13 protein-coding genes and 1 tRNA gene are annotated in these 13943 nt (G+C 61.5%); 8 read left to right on the forward strand and 6 right to left on the reverse strand.

Features of this window, described 5'->3' with window-relative positions:
- The first annotated feature begins 38 nt into the window (after positions 1–38).
- The gene (locus Q0603_RS07070) at positions 39–497 is read left to right on the forward strand and encodes a VOC family protein (protein ID WP_298724014.1); all 459 of its coding nucleotides are present in this window, start codon (positions 39–41) and stop codon (positions 495–497) included.
- 14 nt (positions 498–511) lie between these two features.
- Here the strand turns inward: Q0603_RS07070 and Q0603_RS07075 are convergent, their stop codons facing one another.
- The 3 genes from Q0603_RS07075 to Q0603_RS07085 form a co-directional block, all read right to left on the reverse strand.
- Positions 512–1063 carry a demethoxyubiquinone hydroxylase family protein gene (locus tag Q0603_RS07075; protein WP_298724015.1) on the reverse strand — a complete coding sequence of 184 codons (552 nt, stop codon included), beginning with the start codon at positions 1061–1063 and terminating at the stop codon, positions 512–514.
- Positions 1063–1557, reverse strand: a complete 495-nt coding sequence (locus Q0603_RS07080) for a disulfide bond formation protein B (protein ID WP_298724016.1) — start codon at positions 1555–1557, stop codon at positions 1063–1065. The genes Q0603_RS07075 and Q0603_RS07080 overlap by 1 nt, the downstream gene beginning before the upstream one ends.
- Before the next feature lie 90 nt (positions 1558–1647).
- The gene (locus Q0603_RS07085) at positions 1648–2229 is read right to left on the reverse strand and encodes a YqaA family protein (RefSeq protein WP_298724018.1); all 582 of its coding nucleotides are present in this window, start codon (positions 2227–2229) and stop codon (positions 1648–1650) included.
- A gap of 251 nt (positions 2230–2480) precedes the next feature.
- On the opposite strand from Q0603_RS07085, the gene Q0603_RS07090 reads away from it, so the two are divergent.
- Positions 2481–2567 (forward strand) — tRNA-Leu (locus Q0603_RS07090).
- A gap of 42 nt (positions 2568–2609) precedes the next feature.
- Here Q0603_RS07090 and Q0603_RS07095 read toward each other — a convergent pair.
- From Q0603_RS07095 to pgmG, 3 genes are all read right to left on the reverse strand, one after another.
- A complete protein-coding gene (locus Q0603_RS07095) occupies positions 2610–4532 on the reverse strand; it encodes an adenylate/guanylate cyclase domain-containing protein (protein ID WP_298724020.1) in 1923 nt (640 codons plus the stop codon).
- A 50-nt stretch (positions 4533–4582) separates the two neighbouring features.
- Positions 4583–5182: a FecR domain-containing protein gene (locus Q0603_RS07100; protein ID WP_298724022.1), complete on the reverse strand. Its 600-nt coding sequence runs from the start codon at positions 5180–5182 to the stop codon at positions 4583–4585.
- 108 nt (positions 5183–5290) lie between these two features.
- A complete protein-coding gene (pgmG, locus tag Q0603_RS07105; RefSeq protein ID WP_298724024.1) occupies positions 5291–6730 on the reverse strand; it encodes a phosphoglucomutase/phosphomannomutase PgmG in 1440 nt (479 codons plus the stop codon).
- 490 nt (positions 6731–7220) lie between these two features.
- Here pgmG and Q0603_RS07110 point away from each other — a divergent pair, with 490 nt between their 5' ends.
- The 6 genes from Q0603_RS07110 (at position 7221) to Q0603_RS07135 (ending at position 13891) form a co-directional block, all read left to right on the forward strand.
- Entirely contained in the window at positions 7221–7730 is a 510-nt protein-coding gene (locus Q0603_RS07110) for a hypothetical protein (RefSeq protein WP_298724026.1), read from the forward strand.
- Positions 7663–8490: a response regulator transcription factor gene (locus tag Q0603_RS07115; protein WP_298724028.1), complete on the forward strand. Its 828-nt coding sequence runs from the start codon at positions 7663–7665 to the stop codon at positions 8488–8490. Before Q0603_RS07110 ends, Q0603_RS07115 begins: the two co-directional genes overlap by 68 nt.
- Before the next feature lie 49 nt (positions 8491–8539).
- Positions 8540–10012, forward strand: coding sequence for a HAMP domain-containing sensor histidine kinase (locus tag Q0603_RS07120; RefSeq protein WP_298724030.1), 1473 nt, complete (start codon positions 8540–8542; stop codon positions 10010–10012).
- 95 nt (positions 10013–10107) lie between these two features.
- A complete protein-coding gene (locus Q0603_RS07125) occupies positions 10108–11571 on the forward strand; it encodes a mannose-1-phosphate guanylyltransferase/mannose-6-phosphate isomerase (protein WP_298724032.1) in 1464 nt (487 codons plus the stop codon).
- Entirely contained in the window at positions 11558–12571 is a 1014-nt protein-coding gene (gene galE / locus Q0603_RS07130; protein WP_298724034.1) for a UDP-glucose 4-epimerase GalE, read from the forward strand. Before Q0603_RS07125 ends, galE begins: the two co-directional genes overlap by 14 nt.
- A gap of 150 nt (positions 12572–12721) precedes the next feature.
- The gene (locus Q0603_RS07135) at positions 12722–13891 is read left to right on the forward strand and encodes an outer membrane beta-barrel protein (protein ID WP_298724036.1); all 1170 of its coding nucleotides are present in this window, start codon (positions 12722–12724) and stop codon (positions 13889–13891) included.
- Positions 13892–13943: the final 52 nt, after the last annotated feature.

The raw sequence follows: 13943 nt of genomic DNA on the forward strand, positions 1-13943 counted from the left end.
TCGGCTTTGTCCGGTCAGCGCCAATCAGGGAGATCGCGATGGTTTCGCCGGTTCCGGAAGGCTACCACTCTGTCACGCCGTATCTGACCATCACGAATGCCGCCAAGGCAATCGACTTCTACCGCAAGGCCTTCGGCGCCGAAGAGATCTACCGAATGACGGCCCCTGATGGCGAACGGTTGCTGCATGCGCAGATCAAGATTGGCGATTCTCATCTCATGCTCTGCGACAGCTTTCCCGAATTCGGCGGCTCGGCCCCGGCGCGGGATGGCGCGGGCGTGGGCGTACATCTTTATGTCGCCGATGTCGATGCAGTGATGGCGGCAGCGGAGAAGGCGGGTGCGCGCATCCTCAATCCGGCAGAGGATGCTTTCTGGGGCGATCGCTATGGCCGGCTGCTCGATCCTTTCGGTGTCATCTGGAGCGTGGCCACCCATATCAAGGACATGACGCCGGACGAGATTACCGTCGCCGCAAAACAGACTTTCGGCGGCTGAGTTAGTTATTCCGGCTAGATCCGCTCGGACAGCCAGATCGCGCCACGGGTCAGCGCTTTGATGCCCTTGCTCAGAAGGTTGTAGCCCGGCGCATCGGTCGCTCCCTCGGCGCGCGCAATGTCGCGATGCTCGATTTCCTCAGCGCGGAATTTTTCCAGCAGGGCGCGCAATTCCGGCTCGGCTTCGCCCAGCTTCTCGACCTGCTTGGCGTAATGCTGGTCAATCACTTCCTCCACCGCTTCGGTACAGGCCATTGCGGCCTTCTCACCTAGCAAAGCCGTGGCAGCACCAAGGGCAAAAGCGCCAGCATGCCAAACCGGACCCAGCAGGGTGGGGCGCACGCGGCGCTGCGGCAGCAGGCGGTCGAAAGCATCAAGATGCTTCTGTTCCTGCTCAGCCATGTGGCGGATGGTCGGCGCCGACGGTGCTTTGCCCAGTACCGCCAGTTGGCCTTCGTAGATTCTCTTCGCGCCATATTCGCCGGCATGGTCGACGCGAAGGATGCGTTTCAGCAACTGCTGCGGATCGGGGTCGCCGGCCAGGCGCCGTCTGTTCTGCCGCATCATCACGTATTCTCCCGGAAGGCGCGGCGCGCGGCGATGGCCGTAAACACCGCCAGCAGACCCGCCCAGATCACATTCCATCCCGCCATCGACAGACCAAGGAAGCGGAAGGCCGCTTCATCGCAGCGTACCACCGGCGCGGTCATCAACTGCGCGCGCAATTCCTCCAAGGTCTTCGGCGTCGGCGCGCCCCCACAGCTTGCCAGCCCCTGCCACCATTTCTCTTCGACGCCGACATGAAAGATGGCGATGCTGGCACCTGTGGCGAAACTCAGCGCCGCCAGTACGAGCAGCGGCCCGCGCCAGCGCGGCATCAGCAGGGCTGCAAGCCCCAGCAGGATGGAGGCCGTGTAAGGCCAGCGCTGCCAGATGCAGAGCTCGCAAGGCGCCAGGCCGAAGCCGTATTGCGCGATGAAGGCGAAAGCCAGGCTCGCCACGCTGGCGGCGGCAACGAGCAAGCCCGAATGGCGGGGATGGAAAGCGAAAGCGACGGACATAGGGCAAGTATATGTCGCGGTTTGCAGATTGAAAACGCGCGGGGCGCGCCGCGGCAGACTGTCGCGGTGTGGTGGTTCAGCCGGTGATGCCTAGATGAGGTAGCGGATGACGATGAAGCCGCCGACCAAGGCGATGAGGAAAATCCAGCCCAGCAAGGTCAGCCGCCGCTCGATGAAAACCTGGATCGGCGGTCCGAATTTCCACAGCAGGCCGGCCAGCAGAAAGAAGCGGACGCCGCGGGTGACGACGGATGCAATGATGAAAACGGCCAGACTGAAATGGGCCGCGCCGCTGGCAATGGTGACCAGCTTGTAGGGGATTGGCGTCAGGCCTTTGATGAGGATGATCCACAGGCCGTATTCGCCGTAGGCGGATTCAAAAGCGGCCCAGGCATCCGCAAGGCCATAGATCCGGATGATCCATTGCCCCAGGGTCTCGATCAGGAAAAAGCCGATGGCATAGCCCAGCATGCCGCCGAGCACCGAGGCGACCGTGCAGATGAATGCGTATTGAAAGGAGCGATGTGGCGCTGCCAGGCACATCGGCAACAGCATCACGTCGGGCGGTATCGGAAAGACCGAGCTTTCGAGGAAGGATACCACGGCCAAGGCCCGCGGCGCATTCGGCCGACGGGCCTGACGCATGGTCCAGTCATAAAGGCTGCGGAACACGAGCGATGACACTCCGGCCTAGAAAGCTCGTTCGTGTATGCCGGAGGCGGGCGGGCTTGTCCATGCGCGCCAGCCGCGGCTGTTGTGATAAGCGCGGGCCGGTTCAGTGGCACCGATCAGGCGCTGTCACATGTCGGAGAAGGAGGGAAGCTGCTTGGCCGGGAAGCGTTTTTCTTTGCCGGTGGGGGAGTTGATTTAGGCGGTGCGTTGGGTAATATCCGGCCTCCCCGCTCAACCGGGCGATTATCCGGGCCCCAGTGGTGGAATTGGTAGACGCGACAGACTCAAAATCTGTTGTCCGCAAGGGCGTGCTGGTTCAAGTCCGGCCTGGGGCACCACTTCCGACATTCCGATCCTGACATAGCTGTCCCTGATGTGGCTCAAGCCGCATTGGCATGCTGCAAGGTCCAGACCGACAGCTTCTCGCTGCGGCCACGGATCGGCTGCGGCGGCAATTCGGTGAAGCCTTGCAGGAGGTCGTGGCGGCCCTGCGCCTGCACGGCCGCTGCCAAGGCGCTGGAAATGCTGATGGTGCTGGTGGGCGAGCGGCCGATGCTTTCCAGCCGGGCGGCGACATTCACCGTGTCGCCCGCGGCGGAGAAATGCATCTGGCTGCTGCCGCCCAGGCGGCTGATCACCACGGGGCCGTAATGGATACCGACGCGGACGACCAGCGGAGGCTGACCCTGTGTTTCGAGCTGGCGGCTCCAATCGCTGATATCGTCCAGCAGGCGGCGCCCGCAGGCAAGCGCCGTAACGGGGTCCTGCGGCGCTGCACCGCGTATGCCGAAAATCACCATGGCGCCGTCGCCGAGGAATTGATCGAGCATGCCGCCATGGGCCAGCACGACGCGCTCGACGCGACCGTGAAAGGCGCGCAAAAAATCCGCCGCCACTTCAGGCGCCATGGTTTCGCAGCGCGCGGTGAAATCGGCCAGATCGATGAACATGATGGCGGCCAATTGACGGCGTCCAGCCGTCTCCGGCATGCCATGCGCCAGCAGATCGGCGATCATCGGCGAGTGATAACGCGACAGGTTGGATTTCTGCCGCTCCATATCACGGCGTCCGCGCCGTTCCTGCACGATCCGGCTGAGCGCGACGAAGCTGGTATTTAGCAAAATGGAGAGCAGGGCGAAGGAGAGGTTCAGCCACACAAGGCTGTACTGAAACGCAAGCTGCGCAACGATGAACAGAAGCAAGGACAGAACGACGAAGCCGCCGGCTGCGGCGAAAGGTGAGGGAAGATGCCCAATCGCGAAGGCGGCCAGGCCAAAGCCAACGATCAGTGTGATATCCCACAGCAGGACTGTGGTGCCATGCTGCAGGATCTGACCGCTGATCAGATTGGCAGTCACGGTCGCCAAGGCTTCGACGCCGGGCAGGCTGAGACTGAATGGCGTGACGAAGGTATCGCCCGCCCCGACGGCAGTGGCGCCGATCAGCACGGCACGGCCGGCAAGCCGCTGCCGCGGGATACGGTCATTGACCAGATCCACCAGCGAATAGGTGGGGATCGTCTTCGGCGGACCATAATAAAGCAGCGGCAACCGTAATTGCGCATCCGTCGGCACGAGCCTGCCATTTAGAAGCAGGCCCCGGTCCAGCAGCAGGGCCATCTTTTCCTTTGGCAGTGCGTGGAAAAGGCGGGTCAACTCCAGGGGGAAGGCGGGGATGTAACGGCCGCCAACGGGAAGGGCGAGGTGGATTTGCCGCAAGACGCCGTCCTGATCGGCGAGGACATTCACATGGCCAAGGTTCACCTGCTCCCGCAGCGGGGCGATGGGCGCCAGCGTGCCGGTGGCGCCGGCCATCTGCGTCTTGACGGAGCCGTGGTGCACCACAGACAATGCCGCGCGTCGCACCAGCCGCACCATGTCCTCATCCATCTCACCACCCGGCTCGAATGTGAAGGCCAGGGGCAGGACGACAGGCGCCTTTGCCAGCGCCTCTGCCAGGTCTTGGTCGCCCGTATTCGGCTGCCCCATGCCTGGATGTGCTGGTGCGGTGGCGGCTTCTTCGTCCAGCAGAAGAAGATCGAGGCCGATGGCGTTCGCGCCTGCCTCCGTCAGGCGGCTGACGGCATCGGCGAGAACGCTGCGCGGCAGGGGCCAGCGTTTGTAGGCTGTGATAGAGGCATCGTCGATGGCGATAACGGCCACCTGCGGCGGCGGCGGTATTGCGCCGCGGGTCTGGAAGCGCCAGGCCAGCATCTGCCCCTCAAGGGCACTGGGCAAAGGCGCGTCGCGCCAGGCGAGATAGGCAATAACAGTCGCCGCCATCAGCACCCCGGCGACAGTCATCTGCCAGGCCGCATTCCGCGAAAAGAAGCGCCGGACAAACACGGAAGAACTCAGGGCGCTTCGGTTCGGCGCAGGGCTGACTCCACGCGAGCCTGCCCCCATCGGACCGGCTGGGTTGGTGCTGCATTCGGCGCAACGTCGGTGCCGAAACCAGGCTCCAGCAACACGCTTGCGCCGCTCTGCCGGCTGTTGACCGATACGGTCCCTTCGACGACAAAGACCGAGGTTCCGGCCGGCAGCACCTCGGTGGTCCAGATAGTAGAGCGCGCGGCGGCAACTGCGGTCGGTGTGCGCAGTTCGAAGCTGTTACGATTTGCCGACGGCGCCAGCGTAATCCGCAGGATGCCCTCAAGGAGAACGAGCACGGCCTTCCGCGACTGATCGGCTTCCGTCAGCTGCTGCACTGAGAGGCTGCTGTTCGCTCCAATGGTTGCGTCAATGCCGCCGCTGCAGTTCAGCCGCAGGCGGGCGTTGCGGCCGGTGACGATCTGATCGTCGGCGCTTATCACCGTGCCGATAGTGGAGCGATCGTCCCTGCCGCCGCGCAGGATCGTGACCGGACCGGTTTGACGCATCACGGTGCAGCTTTCGCCGTGCTGTTGCGCGGGGGCTGAAAAGGCCGCGACACATGTTACGAAAACCGCAAGCATGGCCGCGCCGCGCAAACGTCTGCAGCACTCGCGTCCATCGCGAATGAGGGTTCTGGATTGCACGTTCGCTTCTCCCAGCCAAGCGGGCTGGCATGATCTAGGCAATCGTCAGGCGACCGCTTCGACGGTTTCGGATCCGGAGGACGCCGCCGCCGGTTCCATGATTGATTTCAGTGTCGCGGCGGGGATGCCGCTGGCAATCAACTGTTCACACAAGGTATCCTTCAAGCGCTGCAAGCCGGCGGCATCGCGCGCTTCGCAGCGGCCGACCAGAACGTTCTGTGTATTAGAGGCACGCAGCAGCCACCAGCCATCTTCGGTAGCGACCCGGACGCCGTCGATGTTGTTCACATTTGCGCCAGCCTGCTGCAGCCGGTGCTTCACCTCATGGATAATGCCGAACTTGCGTGCATCATCGCATTCGATGCGCAGTTCCGGCGTGGTGACGGTCTTCGGCAGGCGGTCATGCATCTCAGCCAGGCTGCGGCTGCTACGGGCCACGATGTTGAGCAGACGGACGGCGGCATAGAGCGCGTCGTCATAGCCGTAATAGCGGTCTGCGAAGAAGATATGCCCGCTCATTTCTCCGGCAAATACCGCGCCGGATTCTTGCATCTTCGCCTTGATCAGCGAATGGCCAGTCTTCCACATAATCGGCACACCACCCAACCGCTCGACAGTGTCGAAGACCGTCTGGCTTGTTTTTACATCAGCAATGATAGTGGCGCCGGGCTGGAGGCGCAGGATTTCTTCCGACCAGAGGATCATCAGCTGGTCGCCCCACAGGATATTGCCCCGATTATCAATCACGCCAAGCCGATCGCCATCGCCGTCAAAGGCGATGCCAAGATCGCAGCCTTCGGCCAGCACGGTGGCGCGCAGCTGTTCCAAGGTTTCCGGCAATGTCGGGTCTGGATGATGGGCGGGGAAGGTGCCGTCGATCTCGCCATTGAGTACGATATGACGGCCGGGCAAATATCGCGTGATCCGCTGCACCACGGCGCCTGCCGCGCCATTGCCTGGATCCCACACCACAGACAGCGAGCGCGCCAATTCGGAGTCGCGCATCAGTCTGCGCACATAGGCACCGAAAACCGAGCGGCGGATGGAACGGCCCGTGCCGCTGGCAAATTCCTTATCCTTGATGATCTGGCCTAGGCGCTGGATATCGGGACCGTAGACACTGCGTCCTCCTAGTACCAGCTTGAAGCCGTTGTACTCGGGCGGATTATGCGAGCCGGTGATCATCACCGCCGCATCTGCGCCAAGATGCTTGCCGGCGAAGTAGAGCATCGGCGTGGGGCCGACGCCGATGCGCAGCACATCCATGCCTGCCATGCGCAGGCCTTTGGAGAAAGCATTCGCCAAAGCGGGAGAGGACAGGCGCCCGTCTTGGCCAAGCGCGACAACGCGGCCGCCGCTCTGCGCCACAAGTGTGCCGAAGGCGCGTCCCAGCGCGCGGGCGTCTTGCATCTTCAACGTCGATCCGACAACGCCGCGAATGTCGTACTCGCGCAGTATGCTGGCATCGAATTGATGCTTTGCCATCAATGTCTCTCCTCACCTTCGCCGTATACTGAGATCACGCGGCGTTAACCACGATCCCCGCATGGGAGCCGCGCTGCATTTAAGGCGAACCGTCTTGTATTCTGTGTGGTAAATGTGTGGCCCGCGACAATTTGAGGGCTGTTGTGACTTTTCCGTGGCCTCACGCGTTAAGATTCACACTTGCTGTGACTTCTCCGTGGCCCGGTCATCGATCAGCCTCTCTGAGCTTGAACGCAATCGCAGCATTCCTACAATCATCCTTGGCAATTCGGTCTTTTTCAGCGACCAGCCAAAGATCACGCTAGCCGTGGGAGCGGCAAAGACCTCAACAACGAGGCGGCAAAGGGGGAAAGCTTGAGAATTGGCAACGGCCGGACAGTCCAATGTCCGGTGTCGATAACGTCGTGGAGCAGGACCGAGCGCAATGGCGAACGGCGTAGCTATAGCTGTACGAGCAGACATCGACGCCGCGACGCGACAGGGGTGGGGCATGACGCAATGGCTTACGGGGGTGGCAGTGTGTGGCTGCCTGCTACTGATGGCAGGTTGCGACGCGCGCCAGTGGCCACTGGCCGACAAGCAGTCAGGCCGCGTGCAGAATCCTTCCAAAACATCTTCGTCTTCCGCATCAGCGGCTCCGTCGTCAACGCCCGCAATGAATGCAGCTGCGGCACGACGCGCGCCGAGCAATCGAGATACCAAAATCGTGGCCGCCGTTGCGGCGCCGCCTCAGGTCGGGGATACGACGATCGACCTTGCAGGTTTGCGCGAAGAAGAGCTGATCGACCTGCTCGGGGCGCCGACAGCGACCGAAAGCAAACCTCCGGCGAAAATATGGCGATACAACGCCGCAAAATGCCATCTGAATGTCTCTTTTTATCCTGATGTTCAAACCCGAGTTTTTCGCATCCTTAGCTACGAGGTGACAGGCAATGACAGCACTGATCAGGGAAAACGCCAATGCTGGTCTGAGCTACGCTCCCGTGCCAAGCCGAAGTGACATGCGCGCAGCGGAGAATGATATCAGAGTCATCCTCGTGGATGACGACGACGATTTCCGCGAGGCGATCGGCGGCGAACTGGGCGACGAGGGCTTTCAGGTCTTCGGCTTCCGCGACGGCGCAGGAATGTTTGAGCATTTCGCGCAGGGCGGCACCGGCGATGTGATCGTTCTGGACTGGCGCATGCCGGGCGTCTCCGGCCTGGAATTGCTGGGCCAGGCCCGGCGGCGCGGCATCATGCTGCCGGTAATCTTCCTCACCGGTATGCCTGCCACGGCCTATGAGAGTGCGGCGTTGGATTCAGGCGCGATGGATTTCGTCAACAAGTCGCGCGGCACTGCCATCCTGGCCAAGCGGATCCGGCTTATCCTGCATTCCGGCAAACGCCCGCCGGAGCAGCGCCGCCAAGAGATCGTCCGCTGCGGCGACCTGGTTCTGCGGCCGCAGGTCAGCCGGGCAATGTGGAAGGGTCAGGACGTCAATCTCACCGTTGTGGAATTCAACATTGTCTCCCTTCTGGTGCAGAGCGCCGGCGAATATGTGACCTACCGGTCCATATACGACTGCGTGCATCATGCGGGATTCATCGCGGGAAATGGCGAAGATGGATACCGGACAAACGTACGATCCTCTATCAAACGTATCCGCAACAAGTTCCGCGCCCTCGATCCTGAGTTTTCGCAAATCGAAAACTTCCTTGCCTTCGGTTACCGCTGGCGAGACGCCGCCACAGCCGAGCAGTCAACAGAGCCTGCATGAGGCGGAGGCTTCGCGTCCGGCGAGTTCGCTACGCCGGCTCGGAGCCTCGTTGACCCTGAAGCTGATCGGCCTGGTCGGCGTATTCGTCGCCCTGCCGGTCGTGCTTTACGGCCAGTTCGAGAGCGCCGATGCGCAGCGGCGCGAATTGGTTGCACGCGGCATTCAGCATCGCACGTGGCTGATCGCCCAGGCGATCTCACCGATGCTGGATCAGCCCGACGGACCGCGTCATAGCGCGCTGAACAGTGAGCTGCAGCGCTACAATGACGGGCGCACGATTCTGCGGCTGATGTTTTCGCCGGCGGGCTCCACTTCGCCCGACCGCTTCTACTATATCGCCTCGTCGCCTGAGGCGACACCGGATCAGATCGGCCCGGAGCTGGAGCGCCTGGCCGAACACGGCATCCTGCAGCGGCTCTCTGAGAGCTGCGAATGGTCGTCTTCGGTCGATTTGCGGTTCAAGCAGCCGGATGGCCGCGAGGAGATCATGACTTCGCTGCTGCCGATCCAGTCGCGCTGGGGCTGCTGGGTGCTGATATCGGCGCATCCCACCTCAGAATTTCTGAATGTATCGATCGGGCGGTCCTACTGGCAGACGGAGGAAATTCGGATTGCCGCCGGCATTTATGTCGCGTTTGCCCTGCTCGCCGTTTTGATGGCTTGGAGTGTATGGCGGAACCTGCATCATTTCCGCCGGGTCGCCAGTGAAATCCGGCATGGCCGCGCAGGCGGCCGCACCTTTGTCGATCGCAATGTCGTGCCCGAGCTGACCAGTGTCGCAGCTGACTTCGATCAGCTCGTGGCCGATCTGCGCAAGGCAGCGCCGGATATCCGCCAGACGGCGGAGGATAATGCCCACTCCTTCAAGGCACCGATCTGTACGATCCAGTCGGCGCTGGAGCCGATCAAGCGGGTGTTGCCTGCCGATAACGAGCGTTCGAAACGGGCGGTGGTATTGATCGAATCCTCGATCCGCCGCTTGCATGCACTGGTTAATGCGGCGCAGCAGCTCGACTACAATACCGCGGATCTGATCGATGCGCCGCGCCGGGCAATCAATCTGACCAATGTAATTGCCGATGTGCTATTCCGATATCGCGAGACCATCGCCGAGCGTCGCATTCGACTGGTACGCGTGATGGAGGACAATATCATCGTGCATGCCGCGGCGGGCGTACTTGATGTGGTGTTTGAGAACATTCTCGACAACGCCATCAGCTTTTCGCCGCCGGATAGCACGATCACCGTGTCTTTGGCGCGCGAGCGCAAGCAGGTTCTTCTGCGGATCGATGATGAAGGCCCCGGCATCGATCCCGACAAGGTAGGCCATATCTTCGATCGCTACTTCTCGCTTCGGCCGCACAAGCCGGAAGAAGAAGTCAGTAGTGGAAAACTGAAGCATTCAGGACTGGGCTTGTGGATCGTACGGCGTAACGTTGAAGCGCTCGGCGGTCAGGTATCCGCAATGAACCGCATCACGGGTGGTTTGAGCATTCAAATCATTCTTCCCGCTGCCGAATAAGGGCTTGATCTGAGACACAGTTTGATCACTGGCCGCTTTGCAGGCAGGTAGCCATAGTCGACTGGCTCCCCATCCTCCAGTCGACGAGGCTAATGATGAACGCCGTGACCGAGACTAGCGAAGTCCTGGATCAGGACAGCTATCGCATACACCCCGTCATCCTGGCGGGCGGCTCTGGAACGCGCCTCTGGCCCTTGTCGCGTTCTGTTTATCCGAAGCAACTGTTGGCGCTCACCTCGACGCGCACACTGCTGCAGGAAACCGTGCAGCGCACGATCGAGGATGTCGGTTTCTCGGCGCCGATCCTCGTTTGCAATGACGAACATCGTTTCCTCATCGAGGAACAGCTCAATGAGATGCACGTGCAGCCGCGCAAGATCATTCTTGAGCCGCTGGCCCGCAACACTGGACCGGCCCTGGCCGCAGTGGCGCTCTGGCTCAGCCAGTTCGAGCCGGATGCATTGATGCTGGTGCAGCCCGCCGATCACGTGATTGGGGGGCTCGCAGAATTCCATCGCGCTGTACAGGCTGGCATCGGTCCGGCCGAGCAGGGCAAGCTGGTCACCTTCGGCATCAAGCCGACACGGCCGGAGCCGGGCTATGGCTATATCCAGTATGGTCCGGCGCTGGAGGGTTCGGAGCACGCGCGCAGCGTCAGCCGCTTCGTCGAGAAGCCGGATGCCGATACGGCGAAGCGCTACGTGGAAAGCGGTGTCTTCTGCTGGAACAGTGGGATTTTCCTGCTGTCGGCGCGGCGTTATCTGGAAGAGTTGCGCGAACTGCATCCGAAGATGCTGGAGGCGTGCGAGCGCGCGGTCGCTGCCGGCCGTGACGATCTCGGCTTCTTCCGCCTCGATGCCGCGAGCTTTGGCGACGCGCCGGCATTGTCCATCGACCGTGCAGTGATGGAGCATACCGATGAAGCGGCGGTAATTCCGGTCGACATGGCCTGGAACGACCTGGGTTCGTTCCAGGCTTTGCGCGATTGTGGCGCCCGCGACAGCGACGGTAACGTCATCAGCGGTGATGTCGTCGCGCAGGACGTGAAGAATTCCTATATCCGTGCCGAGGACAAGCTGGTCACGGTGATCGGACTGGAAGACGTGGTCGTGGTATCGACCGACGATGCCGTTCTGGTTGCCAAGGCGGATCGTGTGGACGATGTCTCCAGCGTCGTGGCGCAGCTGCGCCAGCGCAACCGGTCGGAGCCGATCTCCCACACCACCACCTACCGGCCCTGGGGGTATTACCGCTCTGTCGATATGGGAGATCGCTTCCAGGTCAAGCGGTTGATGGTCAAGCCAGGCGCCAAGCTGAGTCTGCAGAAACATTTCCATCGCGCCGAGCATTGGGTGGTGGTGCAGGGCACCGCGCTGGTGCAGCGCGACGACGAATGCCTGCTGCTGCGCGAGAATGAATCGATCTACATCCCGATCGGGGCTGCGCACCGGCTGGAGAATCCCGGCAAGCTGCCGCTGCATCTGATCGAAGTGCAATCGGGCGCCTATCTCGGGGAGGACGACATCGTTCGTCTGGCGGACAGCTATGGCCGTTGCTGATAGCCGTCCGAAGCTGCTGGTCACTGGCGGAGCCGGTTATATCGGCAGCCACGTCTGCAAAGCGGTGGCGAAGGCAGGTTTCCTTCCCATTGCCTACGACAATCTTTCGGCCGGCCATCATTGGGCCGTCCGCTGGGGACCGCTGGAATGCGGCGACCTGATCGATTCCGGCCGCCTGGATGAAGTGATGCGGCGCTACCGGCCGGTCGCCGTGATCCATCTGGCGGGCCTGATCATCTCCAGTGAATCGGTCGTCGATCCCGCACAGTATTACGACAGCAATGTCGCCGGCAGCTTGTGTCTTCTGGATTCCATGCGGCGGAATGCGGTGGACCGCATCGTCTTCTCATCCAGCGCGGCGGTCTATGGCGAACCGGAAACCACGCCGATGGCGGAGGATCACCCCCGGCGCCCGCTTAATCCGTATGGTACCAGCAAGCAGATGATCGAGCAGGTGCTGCATGACTATGCGCGCGCCTATGGGCTGCGCTCGGTTTCGCTGCGGTATTTCAATGCCGCGGGTGCCGATGCCGATGGCGAGATCGGCGAAGCTCACCACGTCGAGACGCATCTCATTCCGCTGGTCCTTGACGTTGCGGCAGGTTTCCGGCCGTTCATCTCAATTTACGGGGCCGATTACCCCACCCGGGACGGGACCTGTGTACGGGATTATGTCCATGTCTGCGATCTGGCTACGGCCCATGTCATGGCGTTGCGTTATCTCGACCATTCGGTCGGTGCTCATGTGTTCAACCTTGGAAACGGCCATGGCGCTACGGTACGCGAGGTAATCGACCTCGCTAGGAGCGTCACAGGCTGCAACATACCCGTGCGAGTTGAGGGGCGCCGACCCGGCGACCCGGCTGTCCTGCTGGCCGATCCCACCCGGGCCCGGCAGGTATTGGGTTGGAAACCCTCACTTTCTAGCCTTGATGCCATGATTAGTAGTGCATGGAACTGGCATCAGCGTGTATTATCCCGGGCACAAGCTGCCCAGTAATCTGGCCGGCGAGGAAAATTAGCCGCCGAGGTGGGGTAGATGATTGCCCGTAAAATCGCTTATTATCTGACAGTTCCACTTCTGTTGTCCGCTACGGACATCTATGCCCAAACTCGAGAATATACGGCCGACGCCCCGGCAGGGCAGGTGGTGCGTGGTGATACGGTCACAGAGCGCCAGCGTCCGGATTACGATGCCATTGGCGTCCGGCTCGGCGGTTTCATGCTGCTGCCGACGCTTTCACTTCAGGAAAGTTACAACAGCAATATCTTTGCCACCGAGAATAACGAGGAAAGCGATTTCATCACCTCGATCGAGCCCGCGCTGAACCTGCGCTCAAACTGGAATAACCATGCACTTAATCTGCATGCGGATTCTAAGGTGGCGCGCTACGCTGACAATACCAGCGAGGATTTCGAGGATTATACTCTGTCTGCGGACGGTCGGCTGGACGTGCTGCGCGATCTGCGCCTCTTCGGCGGCGCGGGGTATCGCCTTCGCCATATCGCCCGCGACGATCCCGACAGCCCATCCAACATCGCGGAGCCGGCGGAATACGAAATTTATGGCGCCAATGCCGGGATCGAGAAGGTCTTTAACCGCCTGTCGCTGCGCTTCGATGCTGCATACGAACAGCATCGCTACGACAATGTCCGCCTGAATGACGGGACGACCCGGGACGAGGGCGACCGCGACCGCGATCAGACCACCATCTCGCTGCGCACCGGCTATGAAATCGGTCCGATGCGGCAGGTCTACCTGCTGGGCAGCTATAACTGGCGCGATTACGAGCGCCGGGTGGACAATGCCGGATTCCAGCGCAATTCGGATGGCTACCTGCTGGCGGTCGGCGCCGAATACGACCTGACCGGCGTCACCTTCCTGGATGGCTATGTCGGCTATCGCGTGCAGGAATACGACGATCCGCGGCTGAAGGAGATATCCGGCTGGGCTGCCGGCCTGAAGCTGACCTGGAATGTCACCCAGCTCACCACCGTGACCGGCAATCTGAATCGCAGCGTGGAAGAAACCACGCAAAATGGTGCATCGGGCTATTTCGCCACCCGTGCCTCGATCCGGGTCGATCACGAGCTGTTGCGGAACCTGATCCTGAACGCCTCGCTGGGATATGAGAACAACGAGTTCGAAGGCATCACCCGCGACGACGATTACTATCTTGCCGGGCTGGGCGCCCGGTACCTGATGAACCGCTATCTGTCGGTTTCCGGCGGCTATGGATATCGCACCCGCGAGTCCAATTTGCCGAATGCGGATTTCGACGAGAACGTGGTCTTCATTCGGTTGACGGGGCAGCTGTAATCCAATGGATTCGCAGTCTTTTTGAATGCCGGTGTAACGCTTAGACCTTGCC

The organism is uncultured Ferrovibrio sp., from assembly GCF_937960835.1.
Lineage (GTDB): Bacteria > Pseudomonadota > Alphaproteobacteria > Ferrovibrionales > Ferrovibrionaceae > Ferrovibrio.